The organism is Maricaulis alexandrii (assembly GCF_005871165.1).
In the GTDB taxonomy this organism is placed as follows: Bacteria; Pseudomonadota; Alphaproteobacteria; order Caulobacterales; family Maricaulaceae; genus Maricaulis; species Maricaulis alexandrii.
The window spans coordinates 574,737-592,160 of sequence record NZ_SWKP01000003.1; the positions used below are offsets into that span (position 1 = coordinate 574,737).

Annotated in this window: 21 protein-coding genes; 12 read left to right on the top strand and 9 right to left on the bottom strand. The window is 63.2% G+C overall.

The window, feature by feature from the left end:
- Window positions 1–6: 6 nt before the first annotated feature.
- The 8 genes from gmk to fabD form a co-directional block, all read right to left on the bottom strand.
- Window positions 7–663, bottom strand: coding sequence for a guanylate kinase (gene gmk, locus FCS99_RS02835; RefSeq protein ID WP_138510321.1), 657 nt, complete (start codon window positions 661–663; stop codon window positions 7–9).
- On the bottom strand, window positions 653–1,528 hold the full coding sequence (locus FCS99_RS02840) for a YicC/YloC family endoribonuclease (protein ID WP_138510323.1): 876 nt from the start codon (window positions 1,526–1,528) through the stop codon (window positions 653–655). The genes gmk and FCS99_RS02840 overlap by 11 nt, the downstream gene beginning before the upstream one ends.
- Entirely contained in the window at window positions 1,528–2,574 is a 1,047-nt protein-coding gene (gene mltG / locus FCS99_RS02845; protein WP_138510325.1) for an endolytic transglycosylase MltG, read from the bottom strand. The genes FCS99_RS02840 and mltG overlap by 1 nt, the downstream gene beginning before the upstream one ends.
- Window positions 2,575–2,596: 22 nt before the next feature.
- The gene (gene fabF / locus FCS99_RS02850) at window positions 2,597–3,880 is read right to left on the bottom strand and encodes a beta-ketoacyl-ACP synthase II (protein WP_138510328.1); all 1,284 of its coding nucleotides are present in this window, start codon (window positions 3,878–3,880) and stop codon (window positions 2,597–2,599) included.
- A 10-nt stretch (window positions 3,881–3,890) separates the two neighbouring features.
- Window positions 3,891–4,127: an acyl carrier protein gene (locus FCS99_RS02855; protein WP_138510330.1), complete on the bottom strand. Its 237-nt coding sequence runs from the start codon at window positions 4,125–4,127 to the stop codon at window positions 3,891–3,893.
- 158 nt (window positions 4,128–4,285) lie between these two features.
- Window positions 4,286–5,023: a 3-oxoacyl-[acyl-carrier-protein] reductase gene (gene fabG, locus FCS99_RS02860; protein WP_138510332.1), complete on the bottom strand. Its 738-nt coding sequence runs from the start codon at window positions 5,021–5,023 to the stop codon at window positions 4,286–4,288.
- 23 nt (window positions 5,024–5,046) lie between these two features.
- On the bottom strand, window positions 5,047–5,466 hold the full coding sequence (locus FCS99_RS02865) for a hypothetical protein (protein WP_138510334.1): 420 nt from the start codon (window positions 5,464–5,466) through the stop codon (window positions 5,047–5,049).
- A gap of 30 nt (window positions 5,467–5,496) precedes the next feature.
- On the bottom strand, window positions 5,497–6,444 hold the full coding sequence (fabD, locus tag FCS99_RS02870; RefSeq protein ID WP_138510336.1) for an ACP S-malonyltransferase: 948 nt from the start codon (window positions 6,442–6,444) through the stop codon (window positions 5,497–5,499).
- 241 nt (window positions 6,445–6,685) lie between these two features.
- On the opposite strand from fabD, the gene rpsF reads away from it, so the two are divergent.
- From rpsF to alr, 7 genes are all read left to right on the top strand, one after another.
- Window positions 6,686–7,042, top strand: a complete 357-nt coding sequence (rpsF, locus tag FCS99_RS02875; RefSeq protein ID WP_138510338.1) for a 30S ribosomal protein S6 — start codon at window positions 6,686–6,688, stop codon at window positions 7,040–7,042.
- A gap of 14 nt (window positions 7,043–7,056) precedes the next feature.
- Window positions 7,057–7,311, top strand: a complete 255-nt coding sequence (gene rpsR / locus FCS99_RS02880) for a 30S ribosomal protein S18 (protein WP_138510340.1) — start codon at window positions 7,057–7,059, stop codon at window positions 7,309–7,311.
- Window positions 7,312–7,325: 14 nt separating this feature from the next.
- A complete protein-coding gene (gene rplI, locus FCS99_RS02885; protein WP_138510342.1) occupies window positions 7,326–7,958 on the top strand; it encodes a 50S ribosomal protein L9 in 633 nt (210 codons plus the stop codon).
- 124 nt (window positions 7,959–8,082) lie between these two features.
- Complete coding sequence (locus FCS99_RS02890; protein WP_138510345.1) at window positions 8,083–8,520, top strand: hypothetical protein; 438 nt, start codon at window positions 8,083–8,085, stop codon at window positions 8,518–8,520.
- Window positions 8,521–8,661: 141 nt separating this feature from the next.
- On the top strand, window positions 8,662–9,114 hold the full coding sequence (locus tag FCS99_RS02895; protein WP_138510346.1) for a hypothetical protein: 453 nt from the start codon (window positions 8,662–8,664) through the stop codon (window positions 9,112–9,114).
- 249 nt (window positions 9,115–9,363) lie between these two features.
- A complete protein-coding gene (locus FCS99_RS02900) occupies window positions 9,364–10,851 on the top strand; it encodes a replicative DNA helicase (protein WP_138510348.1) in 1,488 nt (495 codons plus the stop codon).
- Entirely contained in the window at window positions 10,832–11,941 is a 1,110-nt protein-coding gene (gene alr / locus FCS99_RS02905) for an alanine racemase (protein ID WP_138510350.1), read from the top strand. The genes FCS99_RS02900 and alr overlap by 20 nt, the downstream gene beginning before the upstream one ends.
- Window positions 11,942–11,947: 6 nt before the next feature.
- Here the strand turns inward: alr and FCS99_RS02910 are convergent, their stop codons facing one another.
- Window positions 11,948–12,400, bottom strand: coding sequence for a hypothetical protein (locus FCS99_RS02910; protein WP_138510352.1), 453 nt, complete (start codon window positions 12,398–12,400; stop codon window positions 11,948–11,950).
- Window positions 12,401–12,622: 222 nt separating this feature from the next.
- On the opposite strand from FCS99_RS02910, the gene radA reads away from it, so the two are divergent.
- From radA to FCS99_RS02935, 5 genes are all read left to right on the top strand, one after another.
- The gene (gene radA / locus FCS99_RS02915; RefSeq protein ID WP_138510354.1) at window positions 12,623–13,999 is read left to right on the top strand and encodes a DNA repair protein RadA; all 1,377 of its coding nucleotides are present in this window, start codon (window positions 12,623–12,625) and stop codon (window positions 13,997–13,999) included.
- A 12-nt stretch (window positions 14,000–14,011) separates the two neighbouring features.
- Window positions 14,012–14,656, top strand: a complete 645-nt coding sequence (locus FCS99_RS02920) for a CvpA family protein (RefSeq protein WP_138510356.1) — start codon at window positions 14,012–14,014, stop codon at window positions 14,654–14,656.
- Window positions 14,653–16,134 carry an amidophosphoribosyltransferase gene (purF, locus tag FCS99_RS02925; protein WP_138510358.1) on the top strand — a complete coding sequence of 494 codons (1,482 nt, stop codon included), beginning with the start codon at window positions 14,653–14,655 and terminating at the stop codon, window positions 16,132–16,134. The genes FCS99_RS02920 and purF overlap by 4 nt, the downstream gene beginning before the upstream one ends.
- Window positions 16,131–16,847 (top strand): SDR family NAD(P)-dependent oxidoreductase, encoded by a 717-nt coding sequence (locus tag FCS99_RS02930; RefSeq protein WP_138510360.1) that lies wholly within the window; start codon window positions 16,131–16,133, stop codon window positions 16,845–16,847. Before purF ends, FCS99_RS02930 begins: the two co-directional genes overlap by 4 nt.
- Window positions 16,848–16,911: 64 nt before the next feature.
- Window positions 16,912–17,394, top strand: coding sequence for a GNAT family N-acetyltransferase (locus FCS99_RS02935; protein WP_138510362.1), 483 nt, complete (start codon window positions 16,912–16,914; stop codon window positions 17,392–17,394).
- Window positions 17,395–17,424 lie beyond the last annotated feature (30 nt).

Here is a 17,424-nt window from a genome sequence, read left to right on the forward strand (position 1 = left end):
TGGGCCCTACTGCTCCATGATCGCGCCGACAAAATCTTCCAGCCAGGGATGACGCATGCGTTTGAGGCGTTCGGCGTGGAGGATCTGGTTCAGCTTTTCCAGGGCGCGGGCGAAGTCATCATTGACGATGACATAATCATACTCGTGCCAGTGCGAGATCTCGTCCTTGGCGCGTTCCATCCGCCCCTTGATGACGTCCGGCGTGTCCTGACCGCGCTTGCGCAGCCGGTCTTCCAGCAGCTCCAGAGAGGGCGGCAGGATGAAGATACGGACCGTGTCTTCCGGCGCCTGTTCGGCGAGCGCCTGGGCGCCCTGCCAGTCAATGTCAAAGACCACGTCGCGGCCTTCCTCGACGGCTTCCATGACCGGGGATTTCGGCGTGCCGTAATAGCGGCCGAACACCTCGGCCCATTCGAAGAACTCTCCGGCCTCGATCTTGTCCTTGAAGTCCTCGACGGAGAGGAAGTGGTAGTCCTGGCCATCCACCTCGCCCGGACGCGGCTGGCGCGTGGTGGCGGAGACGGACAGGATCACATCGGGATTCTGGCTCAGCAGGCGCTTGGACAGAGTCGTCTTGCCGGCACCGGACGGGCTGGACAGGGCCAGCAGGACACCGCGGCGGCGTCCACGAAAAATCGGTCCGGAATGGCCGTCACTCGACATTCTGTACCTGCTCCCTGAACTGGTCGATCGTGTTCTTGAGCGCAAGACCGATCTGGGTGAGTGAAGAATCGGAGGACTTCGAGCATAGAGTGTTCGCCTCGCGATTAAACTCCTGGCACAGGAAGTCCAGTTTGCGGCCCACCGGCGAGCCGCCGGTCAGCAGTTCGCGGGCCGACGCGATATGCGCGTTCAGACGGTCGATCTCCTCACGGACATCCATTTTCACGGCCATGGCGGCGGCTTCCTGGGTCAGCCGGTCTTCGGGCAGATCGCCCTGGATGAGTTCGGCGAACTTGGCCTTGTACCGGTCCCGGATGCTCTCGATGCGGACCGCAGAACAGGCCGCCGCTTCGGTCGTCAGGCGCTCGATCTCGTCGATATGACCCCCGAGTACGGGAGCGAGGGCGCGGCCCTCATCCTGCCGCGCGGCCTCGAGGGCGGTCAGGGCCGCATCCAGACCGTCCAGAAGCGCCCGGTCGAGCGCGTCATCCGGGGCCGTCAGATCCTCGCTGCCGAGGACGCCCGGGATCTGCAGGAGATCGCCAAAACCGGGCCGCGACACGCTGCCGGCCTCGATATAGGGCTGGCTGGCCTTCAACAGGGCGGCCAGCCGCTCCTGGTCGATCACGACCGCGGAGGCCGCACCGTCGCGCTTCAGGGAGAGAGAGGCCTGGAGGCTGCCCCGGTTGAACCGGTTCTTGGCCAGCTCCCGGGCCTTGATGTCGAGCCGGTCAAACCCCGTCGGCAGGCGGAATCGCGCTTCCAGCCCCTTGCCGTTCACGCTGCGCACTTCCCAGGCCCAACGCCAGTCCTCATGCGTGCCGTCCTGGCGCGCAAAACCGGTCATGCCGGACAGAACCGCCATTATTGGCCCCCTCCGGCGCGGCGCTGGCGTTCAATGCGACGCCATTGGGCGACATTGCGCTGGTGCTGGGCGTAAGTGTCGGCAAAAACATGCCCGCCCGTGCCGTCCGCGACGAAGAAGAGCGCCGTGGTCTCCGCCGGGTTCAGCACCGCAGCCAGCGATTCCCGGCCCGGATTGGCGATCGGCGTCGGGGGCAGGCGCGGGATCTGGTAGGTGTTCCAGGCATTGTCTTCATTGTCGATTTCCGACCGGCGCAGACCGCGGCCCAGCGGTTCGCCCTGGCTGATGCCGTAAATGATGGTCGGATCGCTCTCCAGACGCATGCCGCGGCGCAGACGGTTGATGAAGACGGCCGCCACTTCCGGACGCTCCGAGGCCACACCGGTCTCCTTCTCCACGACCGAGGCCAGGATGATGGCTTCCTCGCGGGTCTCGATCGGCAGGTTGGGCGCCCGGTTCGGCCAGAGCTCGTCCAGAAGTTCGCGCTGGTCGCGCGCCATGCGGTCCAGCAGGTCCTGGCGGGATGTGCCGCGGGTGACGTGATAGGTCTCCGGCAGGAGCGTGCCCTCGGCCGGAACTTCGGTGATCTCGCCGGTCAGCACATCTGACTCGTTCAGCACGGCCACGATCATGGCGCTGGTCAGGCCTTCGGCGAACGTGACCGAGTGCTGGATCGTCTGACCGGAGCGCAACAGCTCATAGACCTGCGCCATGGAGGCGCCCGCCGGGATGCTGTACTCGCCGGCCCGCAGGGAGCGGTCGCCCTGGTCCAGGGTCACCGCCGCCCGGAAAATGCGCTGATCGGTGATGACGCCTTCATTTTCCAGCTGGGCGGCAATGCGGATCAGACCGGAGCCACGCGGCAGCATGACCACCGTATCCTCGACCGTCGGTCCCGGCGCCGCGAACTGGGCCTCCAGCCATTTATAGCCGCCATAGAGCGCCCCCAGGGCGCCGAGGACGAGCACGGCCAGGACCATCACCGATATCAGAAGGAATTTCGCCAGCCCGCCGGATTTGGGCTTGGACATCTCCGCCTCACTCATGCTGGGAATCCCCGATCAACAGCTATTCAGCCGCAACAAATACCACGGAGGCATTCGTCCCGCCGAATCCAAACGAGTTCGACAGGGCCGCTTTCACCGGCTTTTTCACAGCCGCCTTGGGCGCCAGATTGATGTCGGTCTCGACGGACGGATTGTCGAGATTCAGGGTCGGCGGGCAGACGCCGTCGCGGATCGCCAGGATCGAGAAGATACCCTCGATCGCCCCGGCGGCGCCCAGCAGATGGCCCACGGCAGATTTGGTGGAGGACATGACCAGCCCGTCGGCATGGTTGCCGAACAGGCGCTCCACGGCGCGCAGCTCGATCTCGTCGCCCAGCGGGGTGGAAGTGCCGTGCGCGTTGACATAATCGATATCGCCCGGCTGCAGCCCGGCATCCTTGAGCGCGGCCGACATGGAGCGGAAACCGCCATCGCCATCCTCGGCCGGGGCCGTGATGTGATAGGCGTCGCCGGACAGGCCATAGCCCTTCACCTCGGCGTATATCTTCGCGCCGCGCGCCTTGGCGTGCTCGTATTCTTCCAGGACGACAATGCCGGCGCCCTCGCCCATGACGAAACCGTCGCGGTCCTTGTCATAGGGGCGCGAGGCCGCTTCCGGCGTGTCGTTGAAACCGGTGGAGAGGGCCTTGCAGGCGATGAAACCGGCAATGCCCAGACGGCAGACCGTGGCTTCGGCGCCGCCGGCCACCATCACATCGGCATCCCCGCGCGACACGAGACGCGCCGCATCGCCAATGGCATGGGCCCCGGTGGAGCAGGCCGTCACCACAGCGTGGTTGGGGCCTTTCAGGCCATGACGGATCGAGACCTGGCCGGAGACCAGATTGATCAGCATGGCGGGAATGATGAAGGGAGAGAGGCGACGCGGCCCCTTCTCGTGCAGATCGACCGAGGCATTGTAGGTCGTTTCCAGACCGCCAATGCCTGATCCGATCATGACGCCGGCACGGTGCTTGTCCTCTTCGGTCTGGGGTTCCCAGCCCGAATCCGCCAGCGCTTCGTCGGCCGCCGCAATTCCGTAGAGGATGAAATCATCCACCCGGCGGCGGTCCCGGGCGCTCATCACGCTGTCAGGGTCGAACACCCCGGCATCGCCTTCGCGCCCGCCACCTCGTCCATCGGTGCGGGGAACCAGTCCGGCGATCTTGCAGGCAAGATCATCGGTTTCGAAATGCTCGATCTTCCCCAGCCCTGAACGACCGGCGAGAAGGCGTTCCCAAACGACTTCCCGCCCGCAACCCAGTGGCGTGACGAGGCCGATTCCCGTGACAACGACGCGACGCATGAAGGGGTCGTTAGCCCACCTTCTCGGAGATGAACTTCACGGCGTCACCGACCGTCTGGATGTGCTCGGCGGCATCATCCGGAATCTCGATGTCGAATTCTTCTTCGAACGCCATGACGAGTTCGACATTGTCCAGGCTGTCAGCGCCCAGATCATCAATGAAGGACGCCTTCTCGGTGACCTTTTCCGCATCCACATCAAGATGCTCGATAACAATTTTCGTAACGCGCTCGAGAACGTCAGACATTTCAGACCCTCATAATGATTCACCGCGGAACTATAGCGGCGCAGGAGAAGACGGGAAGGGCCCAAATACAACCCAATTCCCAAGATGCGCGGGCAGTTAACATGTTTCATTCCGTCAGGCCAGAATGTCGCACAATGCCCGCAAGCGGATTTATGCCATCAGATCATGGCCATGCCGCCATTCACATGCAGTGTCTGGCCGGTCATGTAGTTGGCTTCCTGGCTGGCGAGATACACAACAGCCCCGGCGATGTCATCGCCCGAGCCGAGATCGCCGGCCGGAATTTTCGAGAGGATGGCGGATTTCTGGTCGTCGGTGAGGACATCCGTCATCGGTGAGGCAATGAAGCCCGGGGCGACACAGTTCACGGTGACACCGCGCGCCGCCACTTCCTGGGCCAGGGATTTGGAGAAACCGATCATGCCGGCCTTGGAGGCGCAGTAATTGGTCTGGCCCGGATTGCCGGTCACCCCCACCACGGAGGTGATGCCGATGATGCGGCCCCAACGGGACTTCATCATGCCGCGCAGGGCCGCGCGGGACAGGCGGAAATAGCTTTCCAGATTGATGCGGATGACCTGGTCCCAGTCCTCATCCTTCATGCGCATGAGGAGCTGGTCCTTGGTGATGCCGGCATTGGCAACCAGGATGTCCAGCGAGCCCATGGCTTCGGCGGCCTGCTTGGGCAGCGCGTCAACGGCTTCAGCATCGGACAGGTTGCACGGCAGGACATGGGCACGCTCGCCCAGATCGTCGGCCAGTTCCTGCAGCACGGCTTCGCGCGTACCGGACAGGGCAACAGTAGCGCCCTGGGCATGCAGCTTGCGGGCAATCGCATTGCCGAGGCCGCCGGTCGCACCGGTCACGAGGGCATTCTTGCCAGTCAGGTCAAACATTCGGTTTCCTCTCCCTCCGGAGGTTAATTCAGAAATCCCGGTAGCACAGCTGCAACTATAGCGGCCAACGCCGCAACAATCGCCGCCACAACCGAAACCATGTTTTGCCGCTGTCGAATTTCGTTATCGGCCAATGTCGATACGAATGTTAGCAACATGCTCAGTTCAGATTCAGACAGAGGAGGTATCTCCCCGGACTTTGGCTTTACATCCTGCACCAATCGGCGGGCATAGCGCGCCTGCAGCGAATAGACGGGACCACCCTCGGCTCTATCTTTCCGACGGAATAGGCTCGGAAACCCCTCGAACACGGCTTCCAACTTTTGCCTGTCCAATGAGAGTTCATTGGCGAGTTCGTCTGAAGAACGTGCCCACCAATGCTGGTTTGCACCCAGATAGACGATTGCTGGCAGCAAGTAGTCGATGTTGCTCGAGTAGTTCATCTCGCGCAGACTGATCTCCCCAAAACAGCCCTAAGCCTTCAGGCTAGCCGCGAAGGCTTCCAGATCGGCCGCGCTGTTGAGCGCGACGCCTGAAGCCTCCTTGGTGGTGCGCTTGAGCATGGTGGTGAGCACCTTGCCCGAACCGGCTTCGGCCAGCGTGGTGATGCCCGCCTCTTCGACCATCCACAACACGCTCTCGCGCCAGCGGACCCGGCCAGTGACCTGTTCAACCAGCTGTTTGCGGATCGTCTCGACATCATCGGTCGGACGGGCGGTGACATTGGCAACGACCGGAACGGCCGGGGCATTGATGGTGGCGGAGGCCAGCGCCTCGGCCATGGCATCGGCCGCGGCCTGCATCATCGGACAGTGGAAGGGCGCAGACACTGGCAGTTTCATCGCCTTCTTCAGGCCCAGCTCGCCCGCCTTGGCGATGGCGGCGTCGATGGCGGCGGTGGAACCGGAGATCACGATCTGGCCCGGGGCATTGTCATTCGCGATGGCGCAGACACCGGCTTCAGCACCGGCGGCGACAGCCTGGGCGGCGAGATCCTCGTCGGCGCCCAGCAGGGCTGCCATCGTCCCCTCGCCCACCGGCACGGCTTTCTGCATGGCCTGGCCGCGCAGTTTCAGCAGTTTGGCAGCGTCGGTGACGGAGAGCGCACCGGCAGCGGCCAGGGCTGAATACTCACCAAGACTGTGACCGGCAACGAATTCGGCGGCATTGACCTTTACGTCAAACTCGCTCTCGAGAACTTTCATCACGGCGAGGCTGGCGGCCATCAGGGCCGGCTGGGCATTCTCGGTCAGCGTGAGGTCTTCGATCGGGCCGTTGGCCATCAACCCGCTCAGGTCCTGGCCCAGCGCCGCGTCCACTTCGTCGAAGACGGCCTTGGCGGCCGCAAAGTCCTTGGCCAAGTCCTGGCCCATACCGACGGCCTGGCTTCCCTGACCGGGAAAGACAAAAGCGAATTTCATTTGAGATTCTCTCCGGTGAATTTCGGCTGACCGCTCGATAGACCGTCAAAGACCCGCAGCGCAAGGGCGCTTGCGACTTGCACGGCTCAGGCTTTTCCGCTAATGCCCGCGCTTCGCTTGGTTGCGGTCCTTCTTCCACCAGGTCCCGTGCAAGGTGCACGAGGCTGGAAGCGGGAGCCACCGCGGACTTGCCCGACCCTTCGGCATGGTCTGCGCCGCAATCGCACTGAAGGGAGCCGAAATGGCACTTTACGAGCATATTTTCATTGCGCGTCCGGACATTTCCCCGGCGCAGATGGAGTCTCTCCTGGAAGAGACGAAAGCCCTGATCGAAGAGAAGGGCGGCAAGACCGGCAAGACCGAATACTGGGGTCTGCGCAATTTGGCCTACCGCATCAACAAGTCGCGCAAGGGTCATTACGGCCTGATCGACATCGATGCCCCGGCTGATGTTGTCGCCGAGCTGGATCGTCTTCAGCGTCTCTCCGAAGACGTGATCCGTCACATGACGGTCCGCGTTGAAGAGCACACCGAAGAGCCCACCGCGATCCTGTCCAAAAAAGACGATCGCCGCGGCCCGCGTCGCGACCGTAACTAGGAAAGGACGCCCAGATGTCTTCCGGAAACATTTCCAATCTCCCGGCACGCCGTCCGTTCATGCGTCGCCGCAAGGTCTGCCCGTTCTCCGGCGAAAATGCGCCGAAGATCGACTACAAGGACCCCAAGCTCCTGCTTCGCTACATGTCCGAGCGTGGCAAGATCGTCCCGTCCCGCATCACCGCGGTGTCGGCCAAGAAGCAGCGTGAACTGGCCCGTGCGATCAAGCGCGCCCGCCAGCTGGCCCTGCTGCCGTATGTGGTCGATTGAGGGAGGACTGAACAATGAAACTGGTTCTCCTTGAACGCATTGAAAACCTGGGTGTGATCGGCGACGTCGTCTCCGTCCGTCCGGGTTTCGCCCGCAACTTCCTTCTGCCGCAAGGCAAGGCCCTGCGCGCGACCGAAGCCAACATGGCGCGTTTCGAAGCCGAGCGCGAAGTGCTCGAGAAGCGCAATGCCGAACGGGCAGCGGAAGCGGCTGAAGCCGGCAAGTCGATCGATGGCGAAAGCTTCGTCATGATCCGCCAGGCCGGTGAAAGCGGTCAGCTCTACGGTTCTGTCACCTCGCGTGACATTGCCGACATCGTGTCCGAAAGCGGCACCAAGGTCGTGCGCTCCCAGGTTGCCCTGAACGCACCGATCAAGACGCTGGGTCTGCACGAGCTGAAGATCAAGCTGCACGCCGATGTCTCCGTGACCGTGACGATCAACATCGCCCGTTCCGAAGACGAAGCCGAACGCCAGGCTGCCGGTGAAGACGTGATCGCCTCCCAGGCGGACGAAGATCGCGCCATCGCCGAAGCCCAGGCTGCCGAACTGTTCGAAGCCAGCGAAGAAGGCCAGGAACTGGCCGCCCAGCAGGCTGCCGAAGAGGCTCCGGCCGAAGACGGCGAAACGGAAGAGACCGAACAGTAAGTCTGTTTCTCTTCAAGCTAATCGGGAAAAGGGCAGCTTTCGGGCTGCCCTTTTTCTTTTGGTTGCCATAACCAACCGGAATATCGTCTAGTCTGCGATCAACCCCGCAGGAAGCGAGCGCCTGATGTCGTCCAGGACGGATCCTGAAAAACGCCACGTCGAACGCTGGATCGCCTTTGCGATCTCGCTCTTCCTGACCCTGGCTGCGAGCTATTTCGTGCTCGGCCTGCTATCAGCACCGGTCGAGGAGTATGTGAACCTGCAGGACGATATCGTTTTCGAGGACGTCCAGCCCGTGGTCGGCCCGGCCCTGTTCAGCGTGCTGGTCGCAACCGCCGTGCTGTGTGCCATCGCCACTCTGCTTCAACTGATCAATTCGCGCTGGAGCCTGCCGGTCCTGCTGGCCTATTTCGTCACCGCGAAACTGTCCTGGGTCATGTCGTCCTTCCTGCCCAATTATGATGGCGGGGCCACGGGCGCAGTGCTGACCCTGATCCAGTTGCTGGTCCTGTTCCTGGTCTTCCGGACCCAGGGACACAAATGGCTGCGTCTGGCCGCCTAGCCTGCCCAAGCACCCACATTCGGCGGAATTCCGGCTTTCATAGTTAAATACTATGACAATTCATTACGTTACGTTCGTAATTGCTCCCTAGTGTTGAGGCAGACTGGCGGATTATGACGATCCGCGCCAACAGAAGACGTGATGATTACGAGCCCGCTTTCCGCAGATCGGCAGACGCGACGCCGGATCGAACGCTGGACCGGCATTCTGGTCACCGCGGGACTGACCCCGGTTGCCGTCTATTATGCTCTCGGCGTGGCCGGCATTCCGATCGAGCACATTGTCGATCTGGACCGGACCACGCGGTTTGACGACGTCCGTCCGATGATCAGCCCCTTGCATGTGAGTGCCCTCATTGTTTCCGGCATCAGTGTGATCGCCTCCTTGATCCTTCAGGTCCTGGATTCCCGCTGGTCCATTCCGGCCCATATCATCTATTTCACCGGTGCGAAGATCGGCTGGATCATGTCCGCCTTCCTGGCCAATTATGACGGATCTCCTGTGGGGGCCGTGACCACGATTTTCCAGCTTTCCGTGCTGGTCATCCTGGTGCGCACCCAGGGCGGAAAATGGTTTGGCCCGCCCGGCCGCTGAGGGGGCAGTTGTGGATAAGGCAAGTCCGGCAAGGCCTTGTTTTCCGGGTACTGACAATTTCCGGACAGGCGGGTTAACCAATTGAGGCAGCACCGTCTCGCCCGGTTTTCCACACGTCTCAACACGATTTCTCAAATGGCAGGAATCAACTGATTCTGGCCGGATTCAGGTGTGGCCTTCCCATCGGCCTGCCGGTATTCAACCTGTCTTCTCCGCGCCGGTGCGTGCGGAGATCAGGGGACCAGATTCATGACTACCGCTTTGCAGCCGTTCATCGAGAACGACTCCCAAATTGCTGATGTCGAAACGGCGCCGCACAATCTGGACGCCGAACAGGCCTTTCTGGGCGCCCTCCTGTACGATAACGAGCTCTTCCACCGCGTCGCCGACTGGCTGAAGCCGGAGCATTTCTACGATCCGGTCCATGGCCGCATCTTCGACACGGCCTCCGACCTGATCGGCCGGGGCTCGCTGGCCGATGCCGTCGTGCTGAAGACCCAGTTCGACAAGGATGACGGCCTGCGCGAGATCGGCGGCACGACCTATCTCGCCGTCCTGATGGAAGGCGCGGTCAGCGGCAATGCCGCCATCGAATATGCCAAGATCATCTATGAACTGGCCCTGCGCCGCGAGCTGATCCGGATCGGCCATGACCTGGCCAATGCCGCCAGCCAGGATGCGGAAATCCAGGCCCGCTCCCTGATCCAGGATATCGAGCAACAGCTCTACAATCTGGCCGAGGAAGGCTCCGCCTCCCGCGGTTTCGTCAGCTTCAAGCAGGCGTTGGCGGAGTCCGTGGAATCCGCCTCGGCCGCCTATGAGCGCGATGGTGGCCTGGCCGGGATTTCCTCCGGCCTCAACGAGCTGGACCGCAAGCTGGGCGGGCTGCACCCGTCGGACCTGATCATCCTCGCCGGTCGCCCGTCCATGGGTAAGACCTCGCTGGCGACCAATATCGCCTTCAACATCGCCAAGGCCTACCAGTACGAGGAACAGCCCGACGGTTCGAAGAAAACGGTGCGCGGTGGCGTGGTCGGCTTCTACTCGCTGGAAATGTCGGCCGAGCAGCTGGCCACCCGTCTGATCGCCGACCATACTTCCATTCCGGGCTACATGATCCGCCAGGGCACGATCGACGCGGCCCAGTATGAGGAGATCCGGGACGGTGTGCTGGAGATCCAGGCCCTGCCGCTCTTCATCGACGATACGGGTGGTCTGCCGATTTCCGCCCTCGCCGCCCGCGCCCGCCGCCTGAAGCGGACCCACGGGCTCGACATCATCATCGTCGACTACCTGCAGCTGATCACCTCCTCGCGTGCCCGCGCCGGCGCCAGCCGTGTGGAAGAGGTCTCCGAGGTGACGCAGAACCTCAAGGCGCTGGCCAAGGAACTCAATGTTCCCATCATCGCCCTGTCCCAGCTTTCGCGTCAGGTGGAAAACCGTGACGACAAGAAGCCGCAATTGTCCGACCTGCGTGAATCCGGCTCGATCGAGCAGGATGCTGACGTCGTGCTGTTCGTGTATCGCGAAGCCTATTACAAGGAACGCGAAAAGCCGCGTGAGGACACGCCGGAATATCTCGCCTGGGAAGAAGAGTTCCGCCGGATTGAGAAAGTCGCTGAAGTCATCATCGGCAAACAGCGTCACGGCCCGATCGGATCGGCAAAGCTCGCCTTTGATGGCATGCTGACCAAGTTCACCGATCTGGAAACCCGGTATGACGACGAGCCCAACTGACACAGCCACCGAGCCCGCACCGCGCCTGATCATTGATCTGGCGGTCATCCAGCAGAACTACGCCAAGGTCCGCGAACTGGCGCCCAATGCCGAGGCCGGTGCCGTCGTCAAAGCCAATGGCTATGGCCTGGGCGCGACCGAGATCATCCCCGCCCTGGCCGATGCGGGCTGCCGCAATTTCTATGTGGCGCACACGACCGAAGGCCGCGAAGCCCGCCAGGCGCTCGCCGGACGCCCCGCCAACATCTACGTCTTCAACGGGTTCTGGGCGTCCGAACTTCCGGCCCTGCGCCAGTCCGAACTGTTTCCGGTCATCAATGAACTGGCCCAGTTGGAAGCCCTGCGTGAGCTCGCGCCGGATCTGCCCTGCGCGATCCATTTCGACACCGGCATGAACCGGTTGGGACTGGGCGCCGACGAGACCGAATTGCTGATCCGGGAACCCTCCCGTCTGGATGCCATCGATGTGCGCCAGATCATGAGCCATCTGGCCTGCGGCGATGATCCGGAGCATCCGCTCAACGCGCAGCAACGGGACCGGTTCGCCCGCATCCGCGCGGCCTTCCCGGGCATTCCCGCCAGCCTGTCCAATTCCGCCGGTCTCCTTCTGGGCCCGGACTATCATTTTGACGTGATCCGACCGGGCCTGGCCCTGTTCGGCGGCGTGCCCGCGCCCGGCCATCCCTCGCCCTTCGAGCCGGCCGTGGAGATCGACGCGCCCATTCTGCAGATCCGCGATCTCAAACCCGGGGACACGATCGGCTATGGCGCGACCTACACGGCGAATGAACCGCGCCGGATCGCCACCGTGGCTGCCGGCTATGCCGACGGATTGCTACGCGCCTTCGGCAATGGCGGCTATGGCCGCATCCATGACCACCGCGTGCCGATCACCGGCCGGGTCTCGATGGACCTGATCGGCGTGGACGTCACCGAGGCCGGTGATGTGAAGCCGGGCGATCCGGTCTGCTTCCTCGGTCATGACATCGAGGACATGGCCGACAGCGCCGCGACGATTTCCTATGAATTCCTGGTCCGTCTGGGACTGCGCTTTCACCGCATCTACAAGCCGGGCAAGACCAAGCGCTAGGCCGCGTCAGCGCAATTGGCGGCGGTTCGACAGCATGCTCAACAGGACCAGGGCAATCATTTCCAAGGTGAAGATCACCAGGCCGGGCCAAGCCGGCACATACGGATTGAACGCGACACGGACCCAGATCATCAGATGCAGTCCGACAGCGACCAGCAGGACGGTCCGGGCCCGCTTGCGACCCAGCGCCAACAGCACCAGAACAGTCAGGATCAGGGCTTTAAACACACCGGCGACGAACCCCATGGTGAAGGCCGGCATGGATTCAATGACCATGCTGGCGTCCGTCCCGAACATGGCGAAGTCGGCCCGGCCGAGCTTGACCAGCAATCCGGCGATCTGCCAGGCCGAAGCCTGCAGGAAAACCAGACCCAGACAGACGAAGATCGCCCGCCGTGCCCAGATGCTCCATGCGTCCGGCGACGGTTTACCTGTCACCCGTTTGTCGTTTCGCGTCATGGTGTCCTTGCCCAGAACCCTGATAGGTCCTGTTTAGGCGAAACACGGCGCCCGGGGAATGTTCAGCGCCTGAGGCGCGAGCCAGAAGACACGCTGCCCGCTCAAGTCTCCGTGCCGGATCGGGGCTGCATCCCCCCTGTTTTCCGGAGGCGACGCAGGGTAAGGACTCTTTTTGTCGCCCTGCCCGATTAGAACGCACGGGGCTAGAAGGAGACGAACACCATGGCCCGTGCCGATAGCATTTATGTCTGCCAATCCTGTGGCTCGACCCATTCCAAATGGGCCGGCCGGTGCAGCGATTGCGGTGAGTGGAACACGCTGGTCGAGGAGACCCCGTCCGCCCCGCTGGGCACCCAGGCGAGCGCGGCCAAGCGGCGCAGCAAGTCAGCCCGTCTGGAACTGGTGGACCTCGGCGCCGAGACCCCGGAAACCCCGCGCCTGATTTCCGGCATTGCCGAGCTTGATCGGGTCGCCGGCGGCGGTCTGGTACCGGGTTCCGCCATTCTGGTCGGCGGCGATCCCGGCATCGGCAAATCAACACTCCTGCTGCAGCTCATGGCCCAGGTGGCCGGTGCGGACACGAAGGCCATCTACATCTCCGGCGAGGAAGCCATCGACCAGGTCCGCCGCCGCGCCAAGCGGCTGGGCCTCGCCGACAGCCCGGTCGCGCTGGCCTCGGAGACCTCGCTCAACGACATTCTCGACGGGCTGAAGGCGGAAAAGCCGGACATTGTCGTCATCGACTCCATCCAGACCCTCTGGTCCGACCAGCTGGCCGCCGCACCGGGGACGGTGGCGCAGGTGCGCGCCTGCGCCCAGGAACTGGTCCGCTTCGCCAAGAAGCGCAATTGCACCATGATCCTGGTGGGTCATGTCACCAAGGACGGCCAGATCGCCGGTCCCCGCGTCGTCGAACACATGGTCGATGCGGTCCTGTATTTCGAGGGCGAGCGCTCGCACCAGTTCCGCATCCTGCGCGCCGTGAAGAACCGTTTCGGCCCGACCGACGAGATCGGCGTGTTCGAAATGGGCGACAAGGGACTGGGCGAAGTGGCTAACCCGTCCTCCCTCTTCCTGGACGGGCGCGGCGAAGCCAATCCGGGTGCCGTCGTCTTTGCCGGCATGGAGGGCACCCGCCCGGTGCTCAGCGAAATCCAGGCCCTGGTCGCGCCGGCTGCCTTCGGCACACCGCGCCGGGCCGTGGTCGGCTGGGATTCCGGACGTCTCGCCATGGTGCTGGCCGTGCTGGAAGCGCGCTGCGGTTTCAACATCTCCAACCGGGACATCTTCCTCAATGTGGCCGGCGGACTGAAAATCGCTGAACCGGCCGCTGACCTGGCCGTCGCCGCCGCCATTGTGTCCTCCGCCCTGGACGTGGCACTACCGGGCAAGGGTGTTGTTTACGGAGAAATCAGTCTTTCCGGTGATATTCGTCCGGTCGGCCGCAGTGATTCGCGTCTCAAGGAAGCAGCCAAGCTGGGCTTCACGGAAGCCATTGCCCCCGCTGCCTGCGCCGATGATACCGCACCGATCAAGGTCCGGGGCTTGGCCACTGCCCTCGAACTGGTGCAGACTTTGAACGCCTTGGCTGGCGAGTAGGGAGCGATACCCATGGACGGGACGCTGAGCGTATTTGACGGGATCGGACTGGCAGTATTGCTGGCCTCCGGACTCTTGGCCCTGACACGGGGTTTTGTTCGTGAAGCCCTGTCGATGACCGCCGCAGTCGCCGCCTCCCTGGCCACGCTCTGGTCCCTGCCCGCCTTCATCGGTCCGGCCCGTGACATCATCGACCCGGACTGGCTGGCCCCGCTTCTGGTGGCCGGTTCGGTCTTCCTGTTGATCTATCTGGCGGTCACCTTCGTGACCTCCTCTCTCTCCAAGGGCCTGGCCAAGGGCGAGGATGTAAATGTGGTCGACCGGACGCTCGGCTTCGCCTTCGGTCTGGTCCGCGGCCTGGTTCTGCTGGGATTGTCCGTCCTCTTCATGGCCGCCATGCTGGGTGAGGATGGTCGCCCGCCCCGTTTCGTGACCGAAGCCCGCATCTATCCTCTGGTGAATGCCACAGCCCGGGCATTGCAGACTCTCGCGCCTGAAACCTCACGCCTGGCCGAAACGCCGCCCCTGCCCGGTGGCACGGACGACCCGATTGCAGAAACAATAAGAAATAATGACAGCTCCTATGGCCGTCGCGATCGAAACCGACTAGATGACCTCATCGGTTCGACCACGGATGACCAGGACGACGACGGATGAGCTCCACGCACGCCTTTCCTGCCACGCTCACCTATGATCCTTCGACGGATCGCCCCCAGGAAGAATGCGGCGTTTTCGCCGTTTACGGCACCAAGGATGCCGGCATCCTGACCGCGCTCGGGCTTCACGCCCTGCAGCATCGCGGACAGGAAGCCTGCGGAATCGCGACCCATGACGGGTCGCGTTTTCACATTGAGCGCTATCTCGGCCTGGTCGGTGAAAACTTCACCTCGCCGGACATGCCGGAACGCCTGCCGGGCAATGTCGCCATCGGCCATGCGCGCTATTCCACCCAGGGCGCCTCGGTGCTGCGCAATGTGCAACCGCTTTATTGTGATGTGCGCGGCGGCGGTATCGCCCTGGCCCATAACGGCAATCTGACCAATGCCCGCGTCTTGCGCGAGGAATTGGTCAATCAGGGCGCCATCTTCCAGTCGACCTCGGACAGTGAAGTGGTGCTGCACCTCGCGGCCCAGTCGAAAAAGACCAAACTGACCAATCGCGTCCTTCAGGCTCTCAAACAGGTCCAGGGCGCGTTTGCTTTTGTGGCCCTCGTCAATGACCGACTGATCGCCGCGCGTGACCCGTTCGGCATTCGTCCGCTGGTGATGGGCAAGCTGGGCGATGCCTATATCTTCGCCTCGGAGACCTGCGCCCTCGACATGGTCGGTGCCACGTTTGAACGCGAGATCGAGCCGGGTGAAGCTGTCGTCGTCAATGAGGACGGTATCCGGTCGGAACGCTTTGCGCCAGAACACAAGGCTAAGGTCTGCGCTTTCGAATATATCTACTTTGCGCGTCCGGACTCGGTGATCGGTGGCCGCAGCGTCTATGAGGCCCGTAAGGAAATGGGCCGTCAGCTGGCGCTGGAAAGCCCGGCCGAAGTCGATGTCGTCATTCCGGTGCCCGACAGTGGTGTGCCTGCAGCGATCGGCTATTCGGAAGCCTCCGGCGTGCCCTTCGAGCTGGGTATCATCCGCTCGCACTTTGTCGGCCGGACCTTCATCCAGCCGACCCAGGACCGGCGCGACCTCTCGGTGCGCCGCAAGCACTCTGCCAATGCCGCGGCCGTTCGCGGCAAGCGCGTCCTTCTGATCGATGATTCCATCGTGCGCGGCACGACCTCTCTGAAGATTGTCCGCATGATGCGCGAAGCCGGCGCCAAGGAAGTCCATTTCCGCTCCGCCTGCCCGCCGATCCGCTTCCCGGACTTTTACGGCATCGACATGGCCGGCCAGAAAGAGTTGATCGCAGCCTGTATGGATCTGTCGGAGATGACGGACAAGCTGGAAGCCGACAGCCTCGGCTTCCTGACCGTGGACGGTCTTTACCAGGCCGTGATCGGCGAGCCTCGCAATGACGCCGACCCGCAGCTGGCCGACCATTACTTCACCGGTGAATATCCGACTCTTCTGGTCGACCACGATCGGGATCTGTCGGCCAAGGAATTCCAGCTCTCGCTTCTGGTGGACGCATGACCGACATTGATCTGAAAGGCCGCCTCGCTCTCGTCAGCGGGGCCTCGCGGGGTATTGGCTATGCCATGGCGCTGGAGCTGGCCAAGGCCGGAGCCCATGTGATCGCCACCGCCCGGACCCAGGGCGGTCTGGAAGAGCTGGACGACAAGATCAAGGCCGCCGGTGGCACCGCCACCCTGGTGCCGATGGACCTCCTGTCGGAAGACGGGATCGAACAGCTCGGCCAGATCATCAATGAGCGTTGGGGCAAGCTGGACATTCTGCTGGCGAATGCCGGCGCGCTGGGCGAGCTGACACCGGCAGCCCAGGTCAAGGCCAAGCAATGGCAGACCGTGGTCGGTGTGAACCTGATTGCCCCGGCCCGCATGATCCGCGCCTTCGAAGGCCCGCTCCTGGCCTCCGATGCCGGCCGGGCCGTCTTCATCTCCTCCGGGGCTGCCGAGTCGCGCCGGGCCTTCTGGGCGCCCTATGCGGCGTCCAAGGCCGGTCTGGATGCGCTGGTGCAGTCCTGGGCCAAGGAGCATGAGACCCAGGGCAAGCTGAAGGCGAATGTGGTCTATCCCGGCGTCATGCGGACCATCATGCGCGCCAAGGCCTTCCCGGGCGAAGATCCCAAGACGCTGCCGCACCCGTCCGTGCTGTGGCCGCTGATCTCCGAACTGGTCAGCCCGGATTGCACGCGCCATGGCGAGATTGTGAAATACGAAGGCTAGGCTTCACTGCCCTCTGACACAGGCGTGAGCGGACGCGGGAGCGACGGAGTGCTATCGCTCCGGCATGCGAAAGCCTGCCCCGATCCGGTTCGCGCGTCTGCGTGACATGCCCCTGTCCGACATCCAGGCCCATATGCGTCATCCGCGTCTGGCCGAACACATGCCCTTGCTCACCGGCCGTTGGGATCTGGACCAGTGCCAGGCCCTGGTCGAGGCCAAGGAGGCCTGCTGGGCGCGGGACGGGCTGGGCCATTGGGCCTTCATGGCCGGCGGGACCTATGTCGGCTGGGGCGGTTTCCAGAAAGAGGGAGAGGACTGGGATTTCGGCCTGGTCCTGCATCCGGACCATTTCGGTCTCGGCCTCGCCATCACGCGCAAGGCCCTCGCCTTCGCCCGCGACAACGCCCGGCTGGACGCGATCACATTCCTCCTGCCGCCGTCGCGACGACATCTGGGCGCCCTGTCGCGCCTGGGAGCGGTCGCCCTTGGCGACACCGAGCATGGCGGTCATGTCTTCCGCAAATTCCGCCTCGACCTGCCTGACTGACACCGGCAGCCCGCACGCCTGCCTCGACGC

What these genes read in the sequence shown, in the direction of transcription:
- gmk (WP_138510321.1), bottom strand. Translation starts at nt 663, where the DNA reads ATGTCGAGTGACGGCCATTCCGGACCGATTTTTCGTGGACGCCGCCGC.
- FCS99_RS02840 (WP_138510323.1), bottom strand. Translation starts at nt 1,528, where the DNA reads ATGGCGGTTCTGTCCGGCATGACCGGTTTTGCGCGCCAGGACGGCACG.
- mltG (WP_138510325.1), bottom strand. Translation starts at nt 2,574, where the DNA reads ATGAGTGAGGCGGAGATGTCCAAGCCCAAATCCGGCGGGCTGGCGAAA.
- fabF (WP_138510328.1), bottom strand. Translation starts at nt 3,880, where the DNA reads ATGCGTCGCGTCGTTGTCACGGGAATCGGCCTCGTCACGCCACTGGGT.
- FCS99_RS02855 (WP_138510330.1), bottom strand. Translation starts at nt 4,127, where the DNA reads ATGTCTGACGTTCTCGAGCGCGTTACGAAAATTGTTATCGAGCATCTT.
- fabG (WP_138510332.1), bottom strand. Translation starts at nt 5,023, where the DNA reads ATGTTTGACCTGACTGGCAAGAATGCCCTCGTGACCGGTGCGACCGGC.
- FCS99_RS02865 (WP_138510334.1), bottom strand. Translation starts at nt 5,466, where the DNA reads ATGAACTACTCGAGCAACATCGACTACTTGCTGCCAGCAATCGTCTAT.
- fabD (WP_138510336.1), bottom strand. Translation starts at nt 6,444, where the DNA reads ATGAAATTCGCTTTTGTCTTTCCCGGTCAGGGAAGCCAGGCCGTCGGT.
- rpsF (WP_138510338.1), top strand. Translation starts at nt 6,686, where the DNA reads ATGGCACTTTACGAGCATATTTTCATTGCGCGTCCGGACATTTCCCCG.
- rpsR (WP_138510340.1), top strand. Translation starts at nt 7,057, where the DNA reads ATGTCTTCCGGAAACATTTCCAATCTCCCGGCACGCCGTCCGTTCATG.
- rplI (WP_138510342.1), top strand. Translation starts at nt 7,326, where the DNA reads ATGAAACTGGTTCTCCTTGAACGCATTGAAAACCTGGGTGTGATCGGC.
- FCS99_RS02890 (WP_138510345.1), top strand. Translation starts at nt 8,083, where the DNA reads ATGTCGTCCAGGACGGATCCTGAAAAACGCCACGTCGAACGCTGGATC.
- FCS99_RS02895 (WP_138510346.1), top strand. Translation starts at nt 8,662, where the DNA reads ATGATTACGAGCCCGCTTTCCGCAGATCGGCAGACGCGACGCCGGATC.
- FCS99_RS02900 (WP_138510348.1), top strand. Translation starts at nt 9,364, where the DNA reads ATGACTACCGCTTTGCAGCCGTTCATCGAGAACGACTCCCAAATTGCT.
- alr (WP_138510350.1), top strand. Translation starts at nt 10,832, where the DNA reads ATGACGACGAGCCCAACTGACACAGCCACCGAGCCCGCACCGCGCCTG.
- FCS99_RS02910 (WP_138510352.1), bottom strand. Translation starts at nt 12,400, where the DNA reads ATGACGCGAAACGACAAACGGGTGACAGGTAAACCGTCGCCGGACGCA.
- radA (WP_138510354.1), top strand. Translation starts at nt 12,623, where the DNA reads ATGGCCCGTGCCGATAGCATTTATGTCTGCCAATCCTGTGGCTCGACC.
- FCS99_RS02920 (WP_138510356.1), top strand. Translation starts at nt 14,012, where the DNA reads ATGGACGGGACGCTGAGCGTATTTGACGGGATCGGACTGGCAGTATTG.
- purF (WP_138510358.1), top strand. Translation starts at nt 14,653, where the DNA reads ATGAGCTCCACGCACGCCTTTCCTGCCACGCTCACCTATGATCCTTCG.
- FCS99_RS02930 (WP_138510360.1), top strand. Translation starts at nt 16,131, where the DNA reads ATGACCGACATTGATCTGAAAGGCCGCCTCGCTCTCGTCAGCGGGGCC.
- FCS99_RS02935 (WP_138510362.1), top strand. Translation starts at nt 16,912, where the DNA reads ATGCGAAAGCCTGCCCCGATCCGGTTCGCGCGTCTGCGTGACATGCCC.